This is a genomic window from Pallidibacillus thermolactis (assembly GCF_025660415.1).
GTDB classification, from domain to species: Bacteria; Bacillota; Bacilli; order Bacillales; family Caldibacillaceae; genus Pallidibacillus; species Pallidibacillus thermolactis.
This window is the reverse complement of sequence record NZ_JAOUSE010000043.1, coordinates 1-25667: the sequence shown is the minus strand read 5'-3', so window position 1 is coordinate 25667 and position 25667 is coordinate 1. Positions and strand designations below refer to the sequence as shown.

26 protein-coding genes and 1 pseudogene are annotated in these 25667 nt (G+C 34.4%); 6 read left to right on the top strand and 21 right to left on the bottom strand.

Features of this window, described 5'->3' with window-relative positions:
- Positions 1-272: 272 nt before the first annotated feature.
- The 6 genes from OEV82_RS12355 to yugI form a co-directional block, all read right to left on the bottom strand.
- Positions 273-2885, bottom strand: coding sequence for an ABC transporter permease (locus tag OEV82_RS12355; RefSeq protein WP_263062062.1), 2613 nt, complete (start codon positions 2883-2885; stop codon positions 273-275).
- Positions 2882-3565, bottom strand: coding sequence for an ABC transporter ATP-binding protein (locus OEV82_RS12350; protein ID WP_263062061.1), 684 nt, complete (start codon positions 3563-3565; stop codon positions 2882-2884). Before OEV82_RS12350 ends, OEV82_RS12355 begins: the two co-directional genes overlap by 4 nt.
- Before the next feature lie 179 nt (positions 3566-3744).
- A complete protein-coding gene (locus tag OEV82_RS12345) occupies positions 3745-4746 on the bottom strand; it encodes a sensor histidine kinase (RefSeq protein ID WP_173658062.1) in 1002 nt (333 codons plus the stop codon).
- A 1-nt stretch (position 4747) separates the two neighbouring features.
- Positions 4748-5431: a response regulator transcription factor gene (locus OEV82_RS12340; RefSeq protein ID WP_173658061.1), complete on the bottom strand. Its 684-nt coding sequence runs from the start codon at positions 5429-5431 to the stop codon at positions 4748-4750.
- A 15-nt stretch (positions 5432-5446) separates the two neighbouring features.
- Positions 5447-6649 (bottom strand): ornithine--oxo-acid transaminase, encoded by a 1203-nt coding sequence (locus OEV82_RS12335; RefSeq protein ID WP_263062060.1) that lies wholly within the window; start codon positions 6647-6649, stop codon positions 5447-5449.
- A 168-nt stretch (positions 6650-6817) separates the two neighbouring features.
- Entirely contained in the window at positions 6818-7204 is a 387-nt protein-coding gene (gene yugI, locus OEV82_RS12330; protein ID WP_263062058.1) for a S1 domain-containing post-transcriptional regulator GSP13, read from the bottom strand.
- Positions 7205-7678: 474 nt separating this feature from the next.
- On the opposite strand from yugI, the gene OEV82_RS12325 reads away from it, so the two are divergent.
- A complete protein-coding gene (locus OEV82_RS12325) occupies positions 7679-8542 on the top strand; it encodes an alpha/beta fold hydrolase (protein ID WP_263062056.1) in 864 nt (287 codons plus the stop codon).
- A gap of 124 nt (positions 8543-8666) precedes the next feature.
- A complete protein-coding gene (locus OEV82_RS12320; RefSeq protein WP_173659720.1) occupies positions 8667-9830 on the top strand; it encodes a MalY/PatB family protein in 1164 nt (387 codons plus the stop codon).
- Positions 9831-10199: 369 nt separating this feature from the next.
- Here OEV82_RS12320 and OEV82_RS12315 read toward each other — a convergent pair whose 3' ends face one another.
- The 3 genes from OEV82_RS12315 to OEV82_RS12305 all read right to left on the bottom strand — a co-directional run bounded on the left by OEV82_RS12315 (position 10200) and on the right by OEV82_RS12305 (position 11840).
- On the bottom strand, positions 10200-10772 hold the full coding sequence (locus tag OEV82_RS12315; RefSeq protein WP_263062055.1) for a GNAT family N-acetyltransferase: 573 nt from the start codon (positions 10770-10772) through the stop codon (positions 10200-10202).
- A gap of 45 nt (positions 10773-10817) precedes the next feature.
- Positions 10818-11048, bottom strand: a complete 231-nt coding sequence (locus tag OEV82_RS12310; RefSeq protein ID WP_173659716.1) for a hypothetical protein — start codon at positions 11046-11048, stop codon at positions 10818-10820.
- A gap of 192 nt (positions 11049-11240) precedes the next feature.
- On the bottom strand, positions 11241-11840 hold the full coding sequence (locus tag OEV82_RS12305) for a peptidylprolyl isomerase (protein ID WP_263062053.1): 600 nt from the start codon (positions 11838-11840) through the stop codon (positions 11241-11243).
- Between the two features lie 383 nt (positions 11841-12223).
- Here OEV82_RS12305 and OEV82_RS12300 point away from each other — a divergent pair, with 383 nt between their 5' ends.
- The 3 genes from OEV82_RS12300 to OEV82_RS12290 all read left to right on the top strand — a co-directional run bounded on the left by OEV82_RS12300 (position 12224) and on the right by OEV82_RS12290 (position 14562).
- Positions 12224-12622, top strand: a complete 399-nt coding sequence (locus OEV82_RS12300) for a kinase-associated lipoprotein B (protein WP_263062051.1) — start codon at positions 12224-12226, stop codon at positions 12620-12622.
- A 191-nt stretch (positions 12623-12813) separates the two neighbouring features.
- A complete protein-coding gene (locus OEV82_RS12295) occupies positions 12814-14010 on the top strand; it encodes an MFS transporter (protein ID WP_317634317.1) in 1197 nt (398 codons plus the stop codon).
- Between the two features lie 168 nt (positions 14011-14178).
- Complete coding sequence (locus tag OEV82_RS12290) at positions 14179-14562, top strand: hotdog fold thioesterase (protein ID WP_173659710.1); 384 nt, start codon at positions 14179-14181, stop codon at positions 14560-14562.
- Between the two features lie 190 nt (positions 14563-14752).
- Here the strand turns inward: OEV82_RS12290 and OEV82_RS12285 are convergent, their stop codons facing one another.
- From OEV82_RS12285 to OEV82_RS12245, 9 genes are all read right to left on the bottom strand, one after another.
- Complete coding sequence (locus tag OEV82_RS12285) at positions 14753-14941, bottom strand: hypothetical protein (RefSeq protein WP_173659708.1); 189 nt, start codon at positions 14939-14941, stop codon at positions 14753-14755.
- Between the two features lie 286 nt (positions 14942-15227).
- Positions 15228-16004, bottom strand: coding sequence for an enoyl-CoA hydratase (locus OEV82_RS12280; RefSeq protein WP_263062050.1), 777 nt, complete (start codon positions 16002-16004; stop codon positions 15228-15230).
- A gap of 241 nt (positions 16005-16245) precedes the next feature.
- Entirely contained in the window at positions 16246-16647 is a 402-nt protein-coding gene (mnhG, locus tag OEV82_RS12275) for a monovalent cation/H(+) antiporter subunit G (protein WP_173659704.1), read from the bottom strand.
- Positions 16631-16909: a Na(+)/H(+) antiporter subunit F1 gene (locus tag OEV82_RS12270; RefSeq protein ID WP_263062049.1), complete on the bottom strand. Its 279-nt coding sequence runs from the start codon at positions 16907-16909 to the stop codon at positions 16631-16633. The genes mnhG and OEV82_RS12270 overlap by 17 nt, the downstream gene beginning before the upstream one ends.
- The gene (locus tag OEV82_RS12265; protein WP_173659700.1) at positions 16909-17388 is read right to left on the bottom strand and encodes a Na+/H+ antiporter subunit E; all 480 of its coding nucleotides are present in this window, start codon (positions 17386-17388) and stop codon (positions 16909-16911) included. Before OEV82_RS12265 ends, OEV82_RS12270 begins: the two co-directional genes overlap by 1 nt.
- A gap of 11 nt (positions 17389-17399) precedes the next feature.
- Complete coding sequence (locus OEV82_RS12260) at positions 17400-18875, bottom strand: Na+/H+ antiporter subunit D (protein ID WP_173659698.1); 1476 nt, start codon at positions 18873-18875, stop codon at positions 17400-17402.
- Positions 18868-19206 carry a Na(+)/H(+) antiporter subunit C gene (locus OEV82_RS12255; RefSeq protein ID WP_173659696.1) on the bottom strand — a complete coding sequence of 113 codons (339 nt, stop codon included), beginning with the start codon at positions 19204-19206 and terminating at the stop codon, positions 18868-18870. Before OEV82_RS12255 ends, OEV82_RS12260 begins: the two co-directional genes overlap by 8 nt.
- Position 19207: 1 nt before the next feature.
- The gene (locus OEV82_RS12250; protein WP_173659694.1) at positions 19208-19630 is read right to left on the bottom strand and encodes a Na(+)/H(+) antiporter subunit B; all 423 of its coding nucleotides are present in this window, start codon (positions 19628-19630) and stop codon (positions 19208-19210) included.
- On the bottom strand, positions 19617-22031 hold the full coding sequence (locus OEV82_RS12245; RefSeq protein WP_263062048.1) for a Na+/H+ antiporter subunit A: 2415 nt from the start codon (positions 22029-22031) through the stop codon (positions 19617-19619). The genes OEV82_RS12250 and OEV82_RS12245 overlap by 14 nt, the downstream gene beginning before the upstream one ends.
- 151 nt (positions 22032-22182) lie before the next feature.
- On the opposite strand from OEV82_RS12245, the gene OEV82_RS12240 reads away from it, so the two are divergent.
- Positions 22183-22869, top strand: coding sequence for a universal stress protein (locus OEV82_RS12240; RefSeq protein WP_263062047.1), 687 nt, complete (start codon positions 22183-22185; stop codon positions 22867-22869).
- A gap of 51 nt (positions 22870-22920) precedes the next feature.
- Here OEV82_RS12240 and OEV82_RS12235 read toward each other — a convergent pair whose 3' ends face one another.
- From OEV82_RS12235 to OEV82_RS12225, 3 genes and pseudogenes are all read right to left on the bottom strand, one after another.
- On the bottom strand, positions 22921-23487 hold the full coding sequence (locus OEV82_RS12235) for a tyrosine-type recombinase/integrase (RefSeq protein ID WP_263062046.1): 567 nt from the start codon (positions 23485-23487) through the stop codon (positions 22921-22923).
- 325 nt (positions 23488-23812) lie between these two features.
- Positions 23813-24760, bottom strand: coding sequence for an L-lactate dehydrogenase (locus OEV82_RS12230; RefSeq protein ID WP_263062045.1), 948 nt, complete (start codon positions 24758-24760; stop codon positions 23813-23815).
- 206 nt (positions 24761-24966) lie between these two features.
- A pseudogene (locus OEV82_RS12225) lies at positions 24967-25536 on the bottom strand (MFS transporter); the annotation flags it as partial.
- Positions 25537-25667 lie beyond the last annotated feature (131 nt).

Sequence of the window (25667 nt, the reverse complement as noted above, 5' to 3'; positions counted from 1 at the left end):
AATCAAAGTCTATGGCTTGTTCAATCTTCCTTACCAAATGATCTTCTGGAACCAATTGATCAAGAGCCACCATTTCCAATTGATTTCGATTATTGTCTGTACGCTTCGATAACATCCTAAATTCCCCCCGTTAACCAAGAATTCTATCCCTATTATACAAAAAAACCTGTAGATTTGGCCACTAGTTAGGGACTTTGTCTACAAGCTGAGCCTACCTATTATATAGGTAGGCTCCTATTATATAGGTAGGCTTATTTTTATTAACAGAAATTCTAAATATTCTCTTGTTTAAGTGCATCAATAATATTTTCTTTTTTCACTTTTGAACTTGAATACAGCATGACAATGCCGACAATCAAAAATACTGCAACAATTACAATTCCAATACTTTTCCAAGGTAAATAAAATTCATACTCATAAGAAAATTCTGTTGCTTTATAAATAAGGAACATCACTATAACACTGATTGGCAGACCGTATAATAAAGATTTAATTCCATAGAAAATACTTTCATAATGAATCATCTTATTAAACCCTTTTGGTGTCATACCAACGGATTTAAGCATACCAAACTCCCGCTTTCTGAGGGCAATGCTTGTGGATATTGTATTGAATATATTTGATACAGTAATTAACGTAATCAGCGTAATAAAGCCATAAACAAACACACCTAAGACAAATAAAAATTGTTCGTCATTTTTTTTACTTTCATAAACATTATAGATGGAATCTTTATTGATTCCGATATTTTCAAGGTCTTCAACTGTTTTCATTGGATCGGAACTCTTGATATACATTTCACTTGTTCCAGTTTCGATATCAATGTCTCCAACTAATTTTTCGATACTACTTTTTGACATAATTAAAATAAACTGACCAGGGTTCGTTGAGTTATATATACCGAGTGGTAATTGTTCTGTCTCTTCTGCAATAATTTCCACTTCTTCTGCCAACTGATATCTTTTTTCTGTGACCCAGTCATTATATTGTAGTGCAATCTTATCTCCTATATCTAAATTAACAGCTTCTTCTTCAACATATTTTTCCTTTTCCATATCGTAAAAATGGTTTTTATTAAAAAGGATAGCCGTTGGGTGATCAGAATTTATCAATGGATTAAAATCAACAGAAATTTGTTCAACGTATGACTTTAAATCTTCATCCTCTAAAACATTCACATCAATATTGTAGAGATATTTCCCATCTTCCAACATATCAGGGAAATCCTTTGATCGTTCTTTCAGTGAACTCGATAATTTGGACTTGTCTACATATCCTTCAATGCTTCCAAAATAGTAAATGATGTTCATATCTGTAACATCCTCAAATGAGCGAATATTTTCAATAACATCCTGATCTATTTGTTCAAAATTTTGATCGAAACTTACTGAAATGTCATATTCCGGATTAAAGTTAGACATCTCGGCGGCTTTTTGTAAACTATTCGTAAAGTACGAAATGGTTAAAAATAATACAATACTAATAACCAAAGAAAAAATTGTTGCATTATATCGCTTTTTGTTTCGTTTTAAGTTTTTTAAGCCGATTTCAGCTTCAATCCCAAAAATTTTCCGCACAAGTTTAGACGTTTTCACTTTCTTTCTAGAAAGTTTAATGTCCTTTGTTTGACGTATGGCATCAATTGCTGAAATTCGTGAGGCCCGAAGTGCTGGTATAAATACAGATATAAAAATGGTCAACATTGAAATTATAATTGTTAAAATTATTGACATTGGTGTTACAACTACGGTTAATTCTGTTCTAAGATTTAGAACGTTTTGTAAAATTCCATTAAGCAAACTTAAGGTAATCGCGATTCCACCAATCCCCGCGATTAAACCAAGAGGGATGCTTATAAGACCGATCATAACCCCTTCAAAATAAACCGAATTTCGTTTTTGTCGTTTGGTTGCCCCAACACTGGCCAACATCCCTAAATAGCGGGAACGTTCAGAGACAGAAATGGCAAAAGCGTTATTAATTAAGGAGACAGAACCAACAACAATAATTGCAATAATAATGGTTACTAATGAAATAAACGTACGATTTAAATTATCACCTTCTACGATACCATGGTAACGTAATAATTCATCATTAAATATTACTTCCTCTATTCCAAAATTTTCTGCTAATTGATTACTATGGTTAAAGATACTGCGATTCAATTTTTTTACAAGAACTGAAGCATTCACCTGCTCATTTGCACCAATGAAAGCTTCATGAGTACTAGAAAGTACCGTATATGCTGGAGAAAAGGAGTGTTCCCAATTCGGTGCATTAATGATTCCCACAATTTTATACTCTTTCTCAACCGTATTTATAATGGTTTCCGCAAGTTCATCCCCATTATATACGAGTGAAAAGGAGTTATTCGTAATCCCCTCATCGTCATCGACCTTATAATAACGATCGCCTACTTGAAGTGTGATTGTTTGACCAATTTCTAATGGAACTCCGCCATCATCTATTATTTGTTGAGAAATAACCACTTCATTTGGTGTTTTTGGTAATCTCCCCTCAATCAATTCAATAGAAAATTGTTCAAATGCGGTAGAATCAAATTCTTTTACATGTAAATACGGTTTACTAGGATTTTGTCCCCTTTCTAATTCTGCATAACCAACATCCCTTGATATAAAGACTGTATCGGTTTCTTCATCATTTTTTATCTCATACAGCTGTTCTTTTGTTACATTTTTATATAAAACATGCCAATTCCCATTATCTGCCACGGCTTCTTTTTGTAAAAGATTCATAAATGAGGCGAACAACGTCGTAACTGCTGTAACCATAGCAACCGATATTATGACGCCAATAATCGTCACTAGAGTTCTACGTTTATTTTCTTTTAACATCCGCAGTGTTAATTTGTTAACAATATTCATGAGCGGATCACCTCATCCTTTTTAATACGACCATCTTCAATTGAAATAATACGATCGGCTTGTAACGCAATTCGTTCATCATGGGTAATGACAATTAATGTTTGATTATATTGCTTGTTAAATAATTTTAATAGATCAATAATTTCACTACTGTTTTTACTGTCCAAATTTCCTGTCGGTTCATCGGCAAGCATAATCGCCGGGTTATTCATTAATGCCCGTCCGATGGAAACCCGTTGTTGTTGCCCGCCGGATAATTGATTTGGTAGATGTTCCAATCGGTTTTCTAATCCTAGTACCTTCACGATTTTTGAAAAATGATCCTCATCAACTTTATGCCCATCTAAAAGGAGAGGTAAAGTTATGTTTTCTTCAACCGTAAGGACAGGTATTAAATTATAAAATTGATAAATTAGACCGATTTGTCTGCGTCGAAAAATTGCAAGTTGTGTCTCATTTAAACGATAAATATCTGTACCATCGATAAATACCTTCCCACTAGTCGGTATGTCTACTCCACCAATTAAATGTAATAAAGTCGATTTCCCAGAACCGGAAGGACCGATAATGGCAATAAATTCACCTTTCTTGACTGAAAACGACACATTATCTAAAGCCTTTACAGCAGTTTCTCCCTTTCCATACACCTTTGTTAAATTTTCAACCTTTAAAATCTCCATAATTATTCCTCCAGTTTTAAGTTCTGATTTTACTATAAGTGATGGAAATGACTTTCAAGTGACTTTTAAGTGACAATTTCGTCACTTGAGGAATGTACAAGCGGAGAAAATATGGAGGATCAATCGAAGTTAACATCTCCCCCTAAATTAGTTTCCTTTCTAATTAAAGGGGGATAATATTATATGACTTGTTTAAAAAATTTAATAATAAAACGTGTTCCTTCACCTTCTACACTATTCACTTCGAGGGTCCCCATTTGGTTTTTTATAATACTATGGGCCATAGCAAGTCCGATACCTACGCTTTCACTTTCGGCATTTTTTCCTTTATAAAATCGTTTGAAAATATGAGGTAAATCATCACGAGCAATTCCTTGACCGTTATCTTGAATGATAATGAATGTATAAAGCGAGTTTTCTTCAAATTGAATAGTAATCGTTCCTCCTTTTGGCGTATGTTCAATACAATTTTTTAAGATATTTACAATCGCTTCAACGGTCCAATTCAAATCGCCAATAAAGCTTGAATTTTGATTTCCTTTTATTTCAAGTGTCTGATTTTTAATATCCATCGGGATGATCAAAGGTTCTGTCGCTAATTTCACTAAATGTGATACAGAAACCCGTTCTTTTTTAAAATTAGCTGTACCCGCATCGATTTTTGCCAATTTTAATAGTGATGACACTAGCCAATCCATTCTTTCCAATTGACGAAGTAATTTTTGTATAAACTGTTCTCTTTTCACTTCTGGTAAATTTGGGTTTGCAAGTAGGTCAACCATAACGGTCATCGATGTAATGGGTGTTTTTAACTGATGTGAGATATCAGAAATTGCTTCTGTCAATTGCGCTTTATCCTTTTCAAGAAGGTGGCGTTGTTCAGATAATTTTAATGTCACTTTGTAAATTTCATTTTTTAAAATACTTAATTCACCCTCATAATTTTCCCTTACATCTAGAGTATAATCACCACTAGCGATTTTTCGTAAATATGCTGATAACTTTTCGATTTCTTGATAGCGATATCGAGTTAACCAAAGATTGGCACATATAAACAAAACAAATAATACAAGTAACAGTAAGGATAAAAATACAGAAAAATAGGCAGCACCAATAACGGCTGCCATACTAATCATGCACACCACGATGATGTACCATTTTATTTCTCGGTTACGCAACATATTAATCACCGACCTTATACCCAATTCCACGCACCGTTTTTATAATTTTCGGTTGTTGTGGATGATCTTCTAATTTTTCTCGTAACCTTTTAATATATACCGTTAGTGTATTATCATTGACAAAATCTCCAGCCACATCCCAAATCTGTTCTAATAATTGGGAACGCGAGAGGACTTGCCCTTTATGTTTAGCAAAAATGAGCAATAAACGGTATTCTAATGCTGTTAACAAAACTTCCATATCTTTTTTGTAAACTTTTCCTTCTAAAACGTTTATCTGAATATCTTGCAACTGTATGACTGGACTTGATTGCACATTTTTATTATATCTCCGGAGGACTGTCCGGATACGTGAAATGAGCTCCCGTATACGAAACGGTTTCGTAATATAATCATCCGCTCCCATATCTAAACCCATGACGACATTCACTTCATCGTCCATTACCGTTAAAAAGATGACCGGAATATCTTTTTTACTTTTTACAAGCTGGCATAATTCATATCCAGACCCATCTGGGAGCGATAAATCGAATATACATAAATCGTATTCGTTTATTCGGTTTTCAATTGCTTTTTGTGCGGAACTTTTATCGTGACAAATTTCAACTGCGAAGTTTTCTTGTTGTAGTGAGTATTCCAAACCAACTGCAATTGTTTGATCATCTTCTACTACTAAAATTTTCATATTATACTTCCTTATCTATTGTTTAAACACCTTTTTAATTCGTTCAAAGGCCCAATCCAATTCTTCTTTTGTAATAATAAGTGGCGGAGCAAAGCGTATCACGTTTTCGTGAGTTTCTTTACAAAGAAGCCCTAACTCTTTTAGTTGTTCACAATAGCCTCTTGCAGGTTCATATAACTCGACACCGATAAATAATCCTTTTCCACGAACTTCTTTTATTTTCGGATTATCTAATGTTTTTAGCTTCTCTATGAAATATTCACCAAGTTCAAGGGATTTGTCAACTAAATTTTCTTCAATAATCACATCAAGGGCAGCAAGGGATACCGCACAAGCTAACGGGTTCCCACCAAAGGTAGAACCATGTGATCCTGGATTAAAGACCCCTAATACATCATTGTTTGCAGCAACACACGATATCGGCATCACGCCACCACCAAGCGCTTTTCCTAATATATATACATCTGGTGTTACATCTTCCCAGTCACAAGCAAACATTTTTCCGCTCCGCCCTAAACCGGATTGAATTTCATCAGCCATAAATAATACATTGTTTTCGCGGCATAACTCATAAGCTTCTTTTAAAAATCCTTCCTTTGGAATTCGAATGCCGGCTTCTCCTTGGATAGGTTCGACAAGAAAAGCTGCTGTATTTTTTGTAATCGCTTGCTTTAATGCTTCAATATCACCATATGGAATTAATTTAATTCCTGGTAACATCGGTCCAAAGCCACGTTTATATTCTGCTTCTGAAGATAACGAAACAGCCAACATCGTTCTTCCATGGAAATTCCCTTCACAAGCAATAATTTCTGCTTCTTCTTCAGGAATACCTTTTACATCATAGCCCCAGCGTCGTGCTGCTTTTACAGCTGTTTCAACTGCTTCAGCACCTGTATTCATCGGAAGAACCATATTTTTTCCCGTAATCTCTGATACTTTTTTATACCATGGACCTAACTGATCATTATGAAAGGCCCGTGATGTTAACGTTACTTTTTGCGCTTGTTTTATTAATGCTTCAATTATTTTCGGATGGCGATGTCCTTGGTTTACAGCAGAATAGGCACTTAGCATATCCATATATTTATTACCTTCTGGGTCTTCAACCCACACACCTTCTGCTATAGATACGACAATTGGTAATGGATGATAATTCCGTGCACCATATTTTTCTGTTACTTCAATAATTTTTTCTGATTTTACTTTTATTGGCATAGAAACATCCCCCTTTTTCATCAACCTTTATCCTTATTTTACATGAGATGACAAAAAGAAAGAAAGATTATTGTTCAAAATACAATCTATTTTTAGACTATTAAGCGAAATCGCTATAAAAAAAAGATCCCTTAGCTAAAATGCTTAAAGGATCCTTTTCATGATAGGTTATTTTTTCTGCATTAATTGATTATTTTTAGACTCTTCTATCCATTCCACTAATTTCTCTTTAAGAGAATTAAAACCGCGACCCGATGAATTTAATAATTCCTCTAAATGATTTTTATTCTGTTCTTTTTTGTATCCGTCCGGTTCTGTAACTGCTTTTAAAGATAAACTAATTTTTCCACTTTCTTCGTCAATGGATAATACTTTTACAGAGACTTCATCACCAACATTTACATAATCTTGAATATCTCTGACAAATCCGTTCGTTATTTCTGAAATATGCACAAGCCCCTGTCTGTCTTCGCTTAATGAAACAAATGCACCATAAGGTTGTATACCGGTCACTTTTCCCTTTACAATATTTCCCACTTCAATTTGGTCATTCATGAAAACACTCCTATATATCTATTGCATTAAGATATTTTATCACACTATCCGCCCAATTACAAAACGCTCGGTAAAGTCTTTTAGGAATATTATAAATTTTGACGTAATGCTTATATTTGTTTTACCATACTATAATCCTTCTTTTTTAAAGCTTAAAGGAGGGATGAAATGTTATATATTAGTTATAAAGATGATTCCCGAAAGAATTAGCCCCGTAAAACCATAATCCAAAGTGAATTTGCCCCAAACAAATATTAAATAGTTACCTTTTCAATTCTCCTTAATTGTGATAGGTATATTTTTGTAATTTTTGGGAAACATTATAATTGTAAGGCTTTCTAGTAATCCCCCCTTTTGAATTGGACAAGCTTTCTTAGCTTGTCCAATTTTTTTGTGTTTCTTTATAAACTTGTTTATTGTTAAAGAAAAATACATAAATTAAATACACATAACATATACAAGGAGGTTTACTAGATGGCAACTACAGCCAAGAAACTCCACACCCTTAATCGCCAACACTATTCCCATGTAACAAAGATAAATGGTATTGATTTATATTATGAGTATTATCAAAATGCAAATGCTAAGGAAACCCTTTTTCTCATTCATGGATTTTTAGCCTCCAGTTTCAGTTTCCGATATATCATTCCTAAACTAATGAATCAATATCAAATTATTGCTGTCGACATTCCACCCTTCGGCAAAAGCGGAAAAGATTTAAAATTTACTTTTTCCTATGAAAATATTGCTGCAACCTTTATCCAATTAATAAAAAAATTAAAGTTGAATAAGGTCAGCCTAGTGGGTCATTCCATGGGTGGCCAAATTGGATTATATATGGCCCTGCAACAACCGGAAATTTTTGACAAAATCATTTTATTTGCTAGTTCCGGCTATTTGCAACAAGTACGGAAATCTTTAATCTTCTTAAGCTATTTACCCTTTGCCCATAAATTTGTAAAGAAAAAACTTATTGAATCCGGCGGTGTTGAAGGAAATCTTAAAAAAGTGGTTTACGATAAAAATCAAATTACAGAAGACATGATTCAAGGATATTTAGAGCCCTATATTGAAGATGACGCCATTTTTCACGCCTTGGCAAAATTTAGCCGTGACCGGGAAGGAGATCTAAGTAAAAAAGATTTAAATAAAATCCAAACACCTTGTTTATTGGTTTGGGGAAAAGAAGATCAAATTGTTCCTTTACAAGTGGGGAAACAACTTAATATTGACTTGCCGAATTCTAATTTAATTGTTTTAGATAAAACAGGACATTTAACGCCAGAAGAAAGACCAGAAGAAACTTGTCGACTAATTCAAAAGTTTATTGATGGTTAATTTTTAAGTGGGAGTGCATCCTATGTTAAAATAAAAAAGATTTTTGTTTGCTCCATTATACATTAATCAACTTTTTAACAATCTTTTTTTTATAAATGTAAATCTAGAGGGGGGAATCGGAATAATGTTTGATTTTGATGAACAGATCAATCGTTTAAACACTGATTCAGTAAAGTGGAATGGTATAAAAATGATTTACGGAACCGAAGATATTTTACCAATGTGGGTGGCAGATATGGATTTTGCCTCTCCTTACCAAATCAAAGAAGCATTGATGAAACGTGTAGAACATGGTATTTTTGGTTACGGCGTTCCTTCTTCTGAGATAAATACAGTTGTCAAACATTGGGTCAAAAGACGTTATAAATGGGACATTAAAGAAGAGTGGCTTATCCCAAGTTCAGGCGTTGTAACATCGATCGCTTTTGCCATTCAAGCTTTGACAGAAAAGGGAGACAAGGTACTCATTCAAACACCAGTCTATTATCCGTTTTACTCAATGATTGAAAATAATGGACGTAAAATAGTAAAAAATCCACTTGTTTTGAAGAATGATAAATATGAAATTGATTTTAATGATTTTGAAGATAAACTAAAAAGCGGCGTTAAACTGTTCATTTTATGCAGCCCTCATAATCCAGTTGGACGCGTTTGGACGAGGAAAGAGCTTGAAAAAATGGGGGAACTTTGTGAACGGTATGGTGTTTATATAGTGTCCGATGAAATTCATGCTGATATCATCTACGAACCAAATGTACATACACCAATGGCAAGCTTAAATCGTTACTGGGAAAACAACTCGATAACATGTATTGCTCCAAGTAAAACGTTTAATATCCCTGGCTTACAAGCATCCGTTATGATTATACCTAGTTCTGAAATACGGGAGAAAGTGAGAACAGTCCAAGGAACAATTGGGTTCCACGGTTTGAATATTTTTGGAAATGTAGCAATGGAAGCAGCTTATAAATACGGTGAAGAATGGCTCGAAGCATTACTACCGTATCTGCAAAAAAATCGAGATGCATTAATTCAATTTATCCGTGAAGAAATACCAGAGTTGAATGTTGTTGCACCAGAAGGCACGTATTTAGTTTGGATTGACTGCCGGAAATTAGGTTTAAGCGATGATGAAATAAAAGAACGATTGATCCATCGCGGTAAGTTAGGACTAGAGCCAGGCGTAAAATACGGTACAGAAGGTGCTGGATTCGTTCGAATGAATATAGGCTGTACCTACAAAACCCTTCAAGATGGATTAAAACGGTTAAAACGGGCATTTACATAATAGTTGGATCTATAAAAGGATGAAAGACAGAACATCTGTCCTTTGTGTAGTATTATATCTTTCCATAGTTTTGGATCCGCTGTACGATTTATTCCATGGTTTAACCCAAAATCTTTTTCATTTGGTCATTGAATTTCATTTTTAACATGTTTTGTCCTCGAGAGCGCTTCTCGTGGACAGTTCTCTTTTTTCTTGCCTAAATGTCTTCGAGGGCTACTCTCATGGACATTTCCTCTTCATTTTGTGCGCGTTTTGTCCTTGAGAAACGTAGTCATGGATATTTTTCTTCTTTTCCATTGATTGTCCGCTAATTCCCGCTTCTTTTTAAACCAATTTATTCATAAAGTAATCCCCATTTCAAAGAAAACTTTAATCAAGCTGTAAAGCATTATGAATTCTTAAAATCCACTCTCTTTCCAGAATGCTGTATAAGCTAGAATCACGCCATCCACCACTTCTCAACCGCATATGCTCTCGCAATATGCCTTCTTTATACATACCGATTTTCTCTAAAACCTTTGAAGAAGCAATATTATTTGGATCACAAGTTGCAAATACACGGTGCAATCTTAAATTTGCAAATCCAAAATCCAATATTAATGAGGCTGCTTCCGTTGCATATCCCTGCCCCCAATACTCGGGATGAATAATATAACCTATCTCACCTTCTAAATTAAAGTGATCACGAATGTTTATTTCAACAGCACCGATTAACCTCTCTTCTTCTAATTGAATAATGGCAAAAACAAATCTTGTACGAGGATCGTGTGCTGCATCTTTTAGAACTTCTTGCACATAAGCTTTCGTATCCTCTTTTGTATTAGGTCCCCAAGGTTGATACTTCGTAACAATCGGTTTTGATGCGTAATCATGAATAGCACTCCAGTCTGATTCAACCAGTTCTCGTAAACCAATTCGTGGCCCTACTAAAATATACGTCATACCAAGTCCCCTTTACTTATCATTATGTAAAAAAAGAACGCTACCTTATTTTAAATCGGTGCGCTCATCTTTGTCATAATTTATTTTGTCATGTATTTTTAACTTTTTCTCTAGCTCTTTTGCCTTGTTCTCTTCTCTTCTTGAAAGTTTAACAAAAAATCGATAAGTTAAGATACAAATAATCATAAACAATAAAAAAGATATGAAGGCAGGGATATACTCTGACTTATCTTCCGGAAAATATAAATAGAGCATTCCTACAATCAAAGAAGTCATTATGAACGCCCCTTTACCGACAGAAATAATTAAAAATTCTATATGTTTATATCTCATTATATCAACTTAGCTATAATTGTGCACGAAATTATATTATTCATTTACAAAGGGTTTTTATAAATAACACTTCGACATCTACTCATATTTTTTTACTAAAAAACCCAAAGGCTAAAATACCTTTGGGTCGAAAAGTTATTCACTTACAGTAATTTTTTCTATAACAATATCTTCAACCGGCTTATCTGCCATTCCGGTTTGTACTTCAGCAATTTTATCAACAACATCCATACCTTCAATTACATGACCAAATACCGTATGTCGATAGTCTAACCAAGGTGTTCCACCTTTTGCTTTGTAATGTTCGATGACTTCATCAGGGAAATTCGCCTGTTTCATTTGCTCTTCTAACCCTGGATCAAAATCTTTCTTTTGTACAATAAAAAATTGGCTACCGTTTGTGTTCGGACCCGCATTTGCCATACTTAAAGCTCCACGGAAGTTGAATAAACGTGGGGTGAATTCATCTTCAAACGAACTTCCATAAATACTTTCACCACCCATTCCAGTACCAGTAGGATCGCCACCTTGAATCATGAAATCTTTAATAACTCGGTGGAAAATAACACCTTCATAATACCCATTTTTTGCATGGGTTACGAAATTTTCAACGGTTTTCGGTGCGAACTCTGGAAACAGTTTAAGCTTGATCGTTCCGTAATTTGTTACCATCTCAGCAACAATTTCACCTTTCAGAACTTCATTAGTAAATTGCGGGTATAATTGCTCACTCATCTTTTCCACTCCTATGTTTAATTTGCAATCCAAATATGTATGTAAATCTTTTGTCATTAGATTGCTTTCTTTAATTTACTTTCCTTATGTATGTTAACTTAAACAAGTTTGATAAACAACTTTTTCGTTTGTAAAATCATGTATCTTTAAAAAAAAGATACCCTTAAAAAGGAGGATACCCTATAACAAAATATTATTCTATATAATGAATTAGAAGTTTCGGGACAAATTCTTCATGTTTAGCACCATAAAATTCAATGACATTGGGTGAAAAACTTGCAGAGCTAGTACACCATTGTCTAACACTTTAAGCTTTTATTTTGGAAAAACATGGATAAAAGGAGATAATGAAGATAGTGATATGTAAAAAGGAGGAAAATAACATGGAAGAACTTGCCCTTGGTACAATCGTAAAAGCACATAAAAAAACAGGAACATATATTGGTGAAGTAACTGGTATTAAAGAGAAACATTATTTAGTAAAAATATTAGCTGTCGTCAAACACCCGATGCAAGGCGACCTCCACCATCCGAAAGAAGCTGATGTTCCTTTTTTCCATGAACGAAAAGCTTTAGCCTATCGAGAACAAACAAATGTGCTAAAAAATATGGTGAAACCGTATGAAGGAGAAATTCCAGATTATACAACATCGTTAAAAGAAGCCTTCGAAAAATTAAAAAATGAACTTGAGCAGGACGATTCGGGATTTGCTCAAAAAAGTTTACGTTGTTTAGAAGAGCTCGATAAAGATTACGATCGCTATTATTATAGCAAGCAATAATAAGAAAAATGAAGGGAATGGCTAAAAACGTTCCCTTCTTCCTTTTTATCCGTCATTTTTCATGATATACGCAAATATTTCGTGTTTCGAAACGGTTTATTTATTCTGACAAAGGAGTTATAATATTTAGTGATGCGAAATATTTTTTAGAAGGTGATACTATCAGTTCCGATAAACGAAACTTGATAATCATGTGGATTGCAAACTTTTTAGTTTCTTCCAGTTTAACCATGATTATGCCGTTTTTATCTCTCTACATAGATTCAATGGGAGAGTATAGCACGGAATATGTAACACAATGGGCAGGTTTGATTTTTGGTATTACATTTTTAACTGCCTTTATCTTTTCTCCAATTTGGGGACGGATTGGAGATCGATATGGATTTAAACCAGTTTTACTACTCACAGGGTTTGGGATTTCTGCCAGCCTTTTTTTAATGGGATTAATGAACTCAGTATATGAATTATTTTTCTTACGTTTCTTTATGGGAATTGTAACAGGATTTATCCCTCTATCTCTTGCCATGATTTCCAAGCAAACACCAAAAAATCAAGTAGGTGAAGTACTTGGAATCTTACAAACCGGAGGTGTGACAGGTACACTATTCGGTCCATTAATTGGTGGTTTTTTAGCTGATTTAGTTGGATTTAAATTTACGTTCATATATACATCTTTTACAATATTTATAGCCGCTCTATTTGTTATTTTTGGCGTTAAGGAAAAGAAAGTAGCTAAGGAACAGAAAGAAAAACAACATCAATATTCTAGCAAAGAAGTATTTGGTTTAATTATACACAATAAAGTGTTACTCTCTGTTATGATAATTTCCTTACTAACTCAAGTGGCCGTTATGTCCATCCAGCCCCTCCTTGCCGTATACGTCAATTTATTAGCTGATACAAATAATGCTGCTTTATTTGCTGGTATTACGTTTTCCGCAACTGGCTTCGGTAATTTAATTGCCACAAGAAAATGGGGGAGACTTGGTGACCGAATCGGTTATGAAAAAGTCATGTTGATGCTTCTCATTGGTGGAGCCATTGTCTTTATTCCGCAAGCATTAGTAACTTCCTTATGGCAACTAATATTATTACGATTCTTATTCGGGATGGCCATCGGTGGAATTATTCCATGCATGACAGCTTTTATCAGACAAGTAGCACCAGTGGAGATCCAGGGCGAAGTAAACGGATATAATGTGAGCTTCCGATTTTTAGGAAATGTCCTAGGACCAACATTAGGTGGTTTTATTTCAGGTTTTATTGGTATTTCTTCTGTGTTTTATGTCACAAGTGCAATTTTATTTATCGCTTTCTTATTACTTACCTGGTCCGTTAAACACGAACATAATAAGAAAGAGCATAAAGGTTTTAGTACTTCCCATTAAAATGATAAATATAAAACTTAAAAACACGAAAAAAGAGTACGAAACAAAGTTTATCTCGTACTCTTTTTTACATCTTCAAGATAACCAATTTACATAGGATAAAAGGAAAAATAAATAATCAGTAGAATAATATATTTATATAAAAAGTCCATTCGAGGAGTTGAAAATATGGTTCCTAATACATTAATAGAAGCACTAGGAATTGAAATTATTACTTTAGAAGAAGGATACGTTAAAGCTACAATGCCTGTTGATGAAAGAACAAGACAACCTTTCGGATATTTACATGGAGGAGCATCTGTTGCATTAGCTGAAACCGTTGCAAGTTTCGGAGCCTTTCAACTTATTGACCAAGAAACTGAAAATACCTTTGGCCTTGAGATAAATGCCAATCACGTCCGCTCCAAACGAGACGGAATTGTCACTGCTGAAGGTCAAGTACTGCACCGAGGTCGAACAACACAAATTTGGGAAATAAAAATTAAAGATGAGAATGGGAAATTAATTTGTGTTTCAAGATGTACAATGGCTATTGTCCCAAAACGTGAATAAGTTTTTTCTTCGATTGATAAGAAAATATCAAAAGATAAAATGGCTTTAGTTCTTTGAACAGGGAACTAAAGCCTTGATTAAACTACTGCCTATTTGACAGGGAAATTTTGCTTAGACGAGGTGCTTACATACTTTATCTACAAGTGTATTCAATAAAAAAAGGACAGAGGACTATTTATAAACCTTTACTTTACCAAAAGTAAGGGGGGCGTCCATAATACGGCCCATAAAAAGGCGGGTATATCGGATATGGTGGATAGAATGGTCTCGGACCGAAAATAGCACTGCCTAAGAAACCTCCCAGTAAGCCTCCAATAAAAGGTCCGGGTCCAAAAAATAGTCTTCTGTCACCATATGGAACACTTCTCCGATCAATCATTTAGGCTACCTCCTTCGCACTGTACTAAGCAAAGAATTGGACACATTTATAAATCTGTAACTTTTATTTATGTGTACATATCCTTGCTTTATATTACTTTGTATGCGAAGGAAACCCTTTTGGCATGGGCATTTGTTGGAGTCTTCTATTTATTTGCTTATCCACAACAGCAATGATGTAGCTGTTATAGAAACAGCGTTACAATCCCAACCTATGAATTACCATGTATGTTGTTTTAGAAAAAAGATATTTCTAGTCTTAATAGTCCTTAGAAGAAATCTATATTTTATTCTCCTAAAAATTTTGGTGTTCGTTTTTCTGCAAAGGCATTCAACGCTTCAATCCGATCTTTCGTTGGAATAGTAACCTCATATGCTTTTCCTTCTATTTCAAGACCAGTTTGTAAATCAACTTGCATCCCTTGATTAATTGCATATTTTGCCTGTTGTAATGCAATTGGTCCATTCTTTACAATTTGTTTTGCCAAACGAATAGCTTCATCCAGCAACTTGTCACTTGCAACTACTTTTAATAATAAGCCTAAATCATACGCTTCCTGTGCATTAATTCTTCTACCTGTAAAAATTAATTCTTTTGCTCTCATCTCACCTATCAAACGTGGAAGTCGCTGTGTTCCACCGGCTCCAGGAATAATGGCCATGCTTGTCTCAGGTAGCCCCATCACTGCTTCTTCCTTTGCGATCCTAAAGTCACAAGCTAACATTAATTCCATGCCCCCACCTAGTGCATAACCATTCACGGCAGCAATCGTCGGTTGTGGTAAATCCGCAATTTTTTGAAATACAGAGCGTATGGTATGTACAACTCGTCTTACTTGATCATCTGGCATATCCTTCCGTTCCTTTAAGTCTGCACCTGCACTAAAAGCCCGTTCTCCAGCTCCTATAAAAATTACAGCTCGAATATTTTTATCAAAACGTATATCATCTAATACTTCTCCTAACTTTAATAATAAGTCATAACTAAAGGCATTTAAGGAGTCCGGGCGATTCAATGTAATGATTGCTATATTCTCTGTTTTTTCAAATTGAATCAGGTTCATATTCATCTCTCCCCATTTTTTAGTATATTATAACTATTCAACTTTTTCGGGAAGAATCCTTTTTGAAAATAGCATCTCATCGACACAAGACTAAGCAAAGACAAGGGAGAAAATAATTTCAAGATGATACCAAACCTGTAAAACCTGTATGACCCACGTTTAGAACACTATTAAGATAAATAAAAAAAGAGTTTTCAAAACAAGAATATAACGTTGAAAACCCTTTTTCAGTTAATTCTATTTATTCATCAACTTGTACAGTTTCTTCGACTACAATACTTTTCTTTTTATATTCAGGATTTAATTCATAGTACTCCTTTAACTCATCTTCAACCATTGTATCTGCCACAGGTGCTTGGTTTCGATATGCTGCTCGGCAAATAACATGGGCTGCCACAGGTGCTGTTAAAAACACGAAAAAGATACCGAGGATTAAACGAATACTAAAATAACCGTCAGAAATCAAGAAATACAATAAAGTTCCGATTAACACACACAAGACGCCTAAAGTAGAACTTTTTGATGCTGCATGGGATCTCGTATATACATCAGGTAACCGTACAAGGCCAATTGCTGCAAGCAAACTTATTGTCGTTCCGACTAAAATAAAGAATGCTGTAATAATCTCAGCGATTCCGTTCAATTACAACACTCCTTTCAATAAAACGAGCAAAGGCAATCGTTCCAATAAACGAAAGGATACCGATTAACAACATTAAGTCAAAAAATGCACGCGTGTGAAACAAAATAGAAAAAATACCGATACCGGCAATTATATTTATCCCAATTGAATCCAACGCTTGAATGCGATCAGAACTCGTCGGCCCTTTTATGACTCGATATAAATTAAGTAATATGGTTAACGCTAATATACATAACGATATAAAAAGAATTGATTTAAACATTATCTTCTCGTCACATCCTTTATCGCCTTTTCAAACAAAGCCTTTGATTTCATAACTGATTCTTTTGATTCTGGCATATGTAGAGCATGTACATATAAGATTTTATGATCTGGAGTGACATCCATAACAACCGACCCAGGGGTTAAACAGATCAATAAGGATAATAACGTAATTTCTAAATCACTTCGAAGATCTGTTTCAACCTTAAATATAGCCGGCCGAACATTCACTTTGGGGCGAATAACATGTTTTAAAACAAATATAGCAGACGTAATTAGCTCCCAAATAAATATTAAAAATAACTTAAAGATCGCTATAAAGGTAAACATATAAAAAGACTGTTTAAAAAACCGCCGCATACATAATAAAATAAATAAACCAACGAAATAACCGCTTAAGAAATTTAAAAATGTCATATCATCTTGTAAAAACATCCATAAATAGGCGATAAAAATATTTACTAAAACTTGATAGGCCACCTTATCACCCCCTACTTCAATACCGCTTCAATATATAGACTAGGGTTTAACAACTGTTCTGTTGCTTGAGCAATATAAGCTTGGATCCCTTCTGCACCTATCCCTAGAGCTAAACTTACGACCAATAGTAATGCAATTGGAAAGAGCAATCCTCTTATCGAACCCTTTTCTTCATCTTCTGATAAAATCGTCTCACCCCAAAACGCATTCATAAACAATTTAATCATGGAAAGTAAAATAAATATACTTGCCAGTAACCCTATACCACCTAACCAGTAATATCCAGTCTCAAATGTACCTTGGGTGATAAAAACTTTTCCAAGAAAACCACTTAACGGGGGAATGCCGACCATCGATAGTGTTCCGATGAAAAATATCCAACCAAGTTGAGGGTGCCTACGGATTAAACCGCTCATTTCCCTTAAATCACTTGTGCCAGTAATTAGAATAATCGTTCCTCCAATTAGAAAGACGAGTGCTTTAATAATCATGTCATGAATTAAGTAATAGATGGAACCGGTAATACCAGCCTCTGTCATTGTAACAAGTCCTGCAACAATAAATCCTACACTTATAACCACGTTATACGTTAATATTTTTCGAACATCCATGTATCCAGTTGCACCAGCAGCACCAAGAAGCATCGTTACGGCTGCAAGAATCCCTATCATAAGATGTGTAATTTGCGGTTCGTGATAAAAAACAAGGGTAAACATACGGAAGATTGAATAGATTCCAACCTTCGTCAGAAGCGCTGCAAATATAGCCGCAATGGCCGTAGGTGGTACACTATATGAACCCGGAAGCCAGAAGAATAACAATAGACCTGCCTTAAGACTAAAAACAATTAAAAATAAAAGCGCAATGGTTGTAATTAATCCATCTTGACCTGCTTCGGCAATCCTAAATGATAGATGAGCTAGATTTAATGTACCCGTAATGGAATAAAGGTAGGCGACACCAATTAAGAAAAACGCCGATGAAACAATATTAATAAAAACATATTTTAATGATTCTCTTAGCTGTTTCTTCCCACCGCCTAGTGTAATTAATACATAGGATGCTAATAAAAACACTTCAAAAAATACATATAGATTAAATAAATCACCTGTTAAAAAGGAACCGTTCACACCGACGATCAAAAATAGAAATAAAGGATAAAAATATAATTTTTCATTTTTCTCACCGATTGACCGGAAGGCAAATATTAAACAACATGACGAAACAATACACGTTGTAAGCACAAGTAAAACACTAAACATATCACCAACAAAACTAATCCCAAATGGTGCTTCCCAACCGCCAAGTTGTAATGTTTGTATACCCTTTTCACGGACTTGATTCATCATTACGAAAGCGATAAATCCACTTAAGAAAAGTGCAAATAAACTTAACGCCCGTTGTAAAACAATGTTTTTATGAAATATGATCAGTACCATTCCAACGATAAGTGGAATGATGACTGGCATAATTAATAAATTATTCATGTTCATTTCCCCTTAACTTTTCCATATCATCAGTTCCATTAGCTTTAAAGGAACGGTAACTTAATACTAATACAAAGGCTGTTACAGCAAAGTTAATAACAATTGCTGTCAAAATTAAGGCTTGTGGCAAAGCGTCTGTAAAACCGATTTTCCCTTCTCCTAATAGTGGGGCATTACCTTTTTTTAAACCTCCAGAAGTAATGATCAGTAAATTGACAGCATGGCTAATAAGTGAAGACCCAAAAACGATACGTAATAGTTGTCTTGATAAGAGCAAATAGGTTCCTATGGTCACTAAAATACCAATGACAATTGCAATTACTATTTCCATATTACCTGTCCTCACTTATGCTTAAAATAATATTTACTGCTGTACCAATAACAGCCAAGGCGACTCCAGTATCGAAAATTAAGGCAGACGTTAACTCGGTTTTACCGAAAATAGGTAATTCCTTATAGCCGAAAGCTTGCGTTAAAAATTCCTCGCCAAATAAAACCCCACCTAAACCAGTACAAACAGCGATTAAAACACCTAGAGCAGCCAGCTTTTTAAAATCGATTCGAATATTTTCTCGTACTTTTTCAATATCAAATGCAAGATATAGGAGGACGACGGCCGCTGCCGTACTTAATCCCCCAATAAAACCGCCACCTGGATTATGGTGCCCATTCATAAATAAATAGATGGAAAAAGTAAAAATGATTACAACAGCCACTTTCGTTACACTTTGTAAAATGACATCATTCGGTTTCATTGGATTGTTCCCTCCTTTTCGAACTTTGTCGAATTAAAATGTAAACTCCTAAACCGGCAATCGTTAATACAGATATTTCTAACATCGTATCAAAACCACGAAAATCAACTAATATGGCATTAACAATATTTTTAGCTCCCGCTAATTCATAAGCATTTTCAAAGAAATAGGTAATTGGTTCAAAAACTTTATGACCAAAAGCAGCCAATGCCAGAATGGTAACTGTAGCCCCCATCGCTAAGGAGATAATGAGATTGGATAATTTAAGCGAGATTTTTCCAATATTTTTTCTTAATTTCGGCAAGTGATAAAAACAAAGTAAGAATAAAACAGTGGTAACTGTTTCAACTACAAATTGCGTCAGTCCTAGATCAGGCGCCTGGAATAATACAAAGAATAAAGAAATGAAATAACCGACTGCACCTAATGCAACAATGGCTGTAATACGATGACTAGTAAATAACACAACAAAAGCAGCAGCAACAACACCAATGACAACAGCCATATCAAAAATTCCAATCGGTGCATGATTAGAAAAATTAAATTGAAATCCATAAAGAAACAAAAAGGAAATCATTAGTACAAGCACGAAAAACACAAAAATATACTTTAAATAATGTCGGAATGAACCTGTCATATAGGTATTGGTTATATTTTTTGAAAATTGTTCTGTACCAGCTAATCCGCGATTATAAAAGTGGTTCAACGTTAACCATTGTGGATAATGATTAAACAGTTTTATCCAACCTTTTACGATCTTATAGAGTAAAATTCCAAACACAACAACACCAATAGTCATCCATAATTCTGGATTTAAGCCATGCCAAGCTGTAATATATAAATCATCTCGATGAATCGGTATCATTGGTAACACCGGGATTAATGCCGGGATCAGAATATACTCACCAAGAACATTTGGTAAAAAGAAAACGAGCACAACAATTATTCCTAATATTAGCGGCGATACCAGCATACCGATAGGTGCTTCATGTACTTTTTTAGTTAACTTTTCAGGGCGGAATTTGCCTGTAAATGTTTTAAATATTAAAATCATACAATAAACGAATGTAAATACACTTGCAATCCATGCAATAATTGGAAATAACATACCCAATTTTTCCAAACCAAAAATCCCAGCAGATGCCACATCATTAACACTGGCAAAAAACATCTCTTTACTTAAAAATCCGTTAAATGGTGGAAGCCCGGCCATCGAGAACCCGCCAACTACCGCAATGGTAAAAGTGACTGGCATTACATGCATTAACCCACCAAGCCTTCTAATATCACGGGTTCCAGTTTCATGGTCGACGATTCCAACAACCATGAATAAGCTACCTTTAAATGTTGAATGATTAAATAAATGAAAAAGAGCGGCAAAAGTGGCAACTGTGTATAGTGCTCCGCTTTCACCTGGTCCAAAATAAACAGCTAATGATCCGATTCCTAATAGACTCATAATGAGTCCAAGTTGACTGATTGTTGAAAAGGCAAGCAGAGCCTTTAAATCCGTTTGTCTTACGGCAGTAAATGACCCATACAATAACGTAATAATACCAATACCAGCTACAAGCCAGAACCAAATAGAACTGCCACCAAAAATAGGTGTAAGTCTTGCGACTAGATAAATCCCAGCTTTAACCATTGTCGCTGAATGAAGGTAAGCACTAACTGGAGTTGGTGCTTCCATGGCATCCGGCAACCATATACTAAATGGAAATTGAGCCGATTTTGTAAAGGCACCAATTAATATAAGGATTAATGCAGGAATAAATAAATCATGGTTCGTAATGAAAGCAGCATTGCCAATCATTTCACGAATACTATACGTATCCGCCATTAAAATAAGCATTATAAAACCTGCTAACATCGCTAGTCCACCGAAAACAGTGATGAGTAACGATTTTAGGGCACCATACCTTGAACTTTTCCGTTCATACCAATAGCCAATTAATAAGAAAGAAGAAATACTTGTTAATTCCCAAAATCCATAAAGAATAAATATATGGTCAGAGAAGACTAGACCTAACATTGCCCCCATAAACATTAATAAATATATATAAAATTTATGTAGCTCTTCCCTTAGCTTAGATAAATAGTAAATGGAATAAAGGATTACAAGGGTTCCAACACCAGAAATGAGTAATCCGAACAGAAGACCGAGGCCGTCAATATGTGTGGAGATATTAATATTTAACGACGGAATCCAAGGAAGATTGTATTCAATTGTTTCACCTTTTGCGACAATAGGTATATATTGTAACAAAAAGAGAAAGATGGTTAATGGTACAAATAAAACGAACCAGCCTGTATGAATCCGTTTATTGATATATTTAAATAAAAACGAGACTATAAATGCAAACAGAAATGGTAAAAATAGTATTATGTAAAACGAATGCAAAATCAGCCCTCCTAAATATTTTTTCCAAAAAAAGATTATTTTTTCTTAAACGTATATTTTATAATGGAATTGACTCTTTACGTGACATACGATATAGTCTTACATAGTTTAGTTGAGACCCTTACTATTATGCCTGAGGTGAATTATTTTTATGATTAACATATATAACGAAAGTATCCTCGTCTGTGTTTATTATGGACCAAATGGTGAAAGACTTATCAAACGTGGTTGCAATATTGCAAAAATGCTAAAGGCTCCATTATATATTTTAACCGTCGATGAAAAACCATTCGATGAACTAGATGCTGAAAAAGTATTTTACATTGAGCAATGGAAAAAAATTGCCGATGAACATCAAGATGCCCATTTTATTATGAAAGATAACGAAAAGCGACCAGTTTCTAAAGTCATCGCAGAAGTGGCTCGCAAAAAAAATGTGACTCAAATCATTCTTGGACAAACTGCACAAAGTCGCTGGCAACAAATCACAAAAGGTTCTATAATCAATGATTTGTTACATGATATCCCTTTTGTTGATTTACACATCATCTCTGTTTCTCGATATATTCGCAATGATGAAGGTTTATATGAAAAAGGAGTACGTGCATATCTTATTAAGGAAGGTAATCATTATAAATTGAGTTTTAATCATACGAAAGATTCTGTATATGAAGGAATCTTCTTCAAAGAAATTGGAACGGATTTTGACAATGGACTTTTCCGTTTTATGAAAGGAGCAGAAACTCTTCAAGTCCAAGTGTGTGATGGTCTGGTTACTGATTTTACAAATATTGACGCGAGTACTGCAATGAGTTTAAATGATTTAGACAATGAATAAAATATATCGTAATCTTTAGATGGCTATCTAATTTACATTGGATAGCCTTTTTTATAAATTGACATCTACTTTTATCGGTAATTCATCGTTTTTTTCAATCCCGATGTACTTTAAAGTCTCAGCAGTTGAATTGTGATTAAAGATCGATTTTATGAGGGATATTGCAACACCTTTATAATAAGCGTGGTATCCGAAAGTTTTTCGTAATGTTGTTGTACCAATTTTTTCAGAAATGCCTACTTCTTTAGCAGCATTATTGATAATTCGATAGGCTTGTTGCCTTGTAATCGGTTGATTATTATTTTTTTTCGATTTAAAGAGATAATCATCACTTTTCCATTCATTTTTTGAAAGATATTCTAGTAATACTTCTTCCACTTTACTATTCAAATAATAAGTTTTTACTTCACCTGTTTTGTGATCTTTAATCTTTAGGTATTCACACATCTTTGTTCCGTCCCAAACATCTGAAACTTTTAAATTTAATAAGTCATTAAGTGTTATTCCTGTATTAATACCTATGACAAAAAATAGTAAATCCCTTAATGAATGTTTTCTAATGACATTTTTCATTTTTTGGATCGTTTCTATATCTCGTATTGGATTGACATATTCCACGAAGAATACCTCCGTTAATGTTACTAAAATAAAGTATAACATCAATTGAGTAACATCACAAAATATTTATTGCGTTAATATAAATTTTTTTCATATTGTATTTCAACTTTTTTCAAAAAAAAAATCCTGGAGCTGTCCATTAAGTCAGTACCTAGTAGATTTAAATGACGGAAAGAACCAGTGGATTCAGGAAAGCTCATGTAATTTGATGAATTCGTTTTAGACAAAAAGGCTTGCACCTGCTTTTTTCCATTCATCGCCATTTTCATTTAATATCTACTATTTTGGACTTATTTGGACAACCCAGGATCGTTCGTTTTATGAGTTAAAATTTTAATCCTTTTAATATATCCTTCAATGTTTGTGCGGAGTTATTAAACTTGTCTTTTTCCTCATGATCAAGGTTTAATTCAATAATGGATTTTATCCCGTTACGATTAACTATTGCAGGGACACCGATAAATACATCTTCCTGATCATATTCTCCTTCTAAATAAGTAGAAACAGTCAATACAGAATGCTCATCACCTAACACGGCTTTTGTCAATCGAACAAGCCCCATGGCAATTCCGTAATAGGTAGCTCCTTTTTTCTCAATAATTTCATAAGCTGCATCACGAACGTGGATAAATATATCATCTAAATCTTCTTTTTTATATTGTGGATTATTTGCCATCCATTCTTTAATCGGAACAACTCCAATGCTAGAATTACTCCAAACTGGAAGTTCTGAATCACCGTGTTCCCCGATGATATACGCATGAATATTTCTCGTATCTATATTAAAATAATGACCAAGCATATAACGGAAGCGTGCAGTATCTAGAATTGTCCCGGAACCAATAACGCGTTCTTTAGGAAGACCAGAAAATTTCCAAGTTGCATAAGATAGAATATCAACAGGGTTTGCTGCAACGATAAATATACCATTAAAACCATTAGCCATAATTTCGCCAACGATCGTTTTATATATTGCTGTATTTTTAGCAGCTAGATCAAGTCGAGTTTCACCAGGTTTTTGCGGTGCACCTGCTGTTAATACAACGATATCTGCATCCTTACATTCAGAATAATCCCCGGAACGAATCTTTAAATGAAATGCTGCAAAAGGAAGACCATGATTTAAATCCATCGCATCTCCTTCCGCCTTATCCTTATTTACATCAATAATGACTAGTTCTCCTGGAATTCCTTGATTTAATAAAGCAAAAGCGTAACTAGCACCAACTGCTCCTGATCCTACTAATACGATTTTATTTACTCCATTACGCATCAGGTATATTCCTCCTAAATATAAATTTCATATCTTCATCATTATTGTTCATAATGACGGGAAATTTATGATTTAAATATCATGTGAAACATTTCACAATTTAAATATACCAAAAAAAGATCGTGAAAAACGATTTAGTTTTGACTAAAATATGAACATTTTCACGATTTTTTATGAAAGTGTTTACAATTTTGGTTTTTCAGTTTTCATTTTCGAGATGTAGTTTTTTCTTTTCGTAGAATCATAAAATAATAAAAAACAGTAATTAGAACTGAACATGCAGATGTAACATATATACTTGTATAACCGATCCAATAACCAATTTGTCCGAAAAGAATAGCACCACAACCAATTCCAAGATCAAAAAAGGAGAAAAAAGTGGCATTAGCCATACCACGTCTATTTTTTGGTGAGCGTTCAACAGCCCACGCCTGAAGTGCAGGCTGAACCGTACCAAATCCTACGCCATAACAAATAGCAGCTAAATACAATACAGCACTGTTTGCCATCCATGCCAACAATAACATGGCAATAAAAATTAAACTTGCCCCCGGTAAAAACACAAATCGATGACCTTTTCGATCATATAACTGACCTGCAAATAACCTTGTCACCATTAAAGAAAGAGCATAAATAATAAAATACCAATGAATGCCTTCTACACCTTTTTGTACGGTATATAATGGTAAAAATGAAGCAATACCCCCAAACGTTGCTGTAATAAAAAGTGCTAAAATTGATGGATCTAATGCTTCTTTTTCGTATAAATCCCACTTTACACGGATGTATTTCGCAAGTAAAAAGTGAGCCATTTCGCAATTTAAAATTGAGCCACTTTATCCGTACTTGAATTTATCCATTCCTCAGTTTCCCTCATTCTAAATGATGGGCCAACCATGTTTATTAC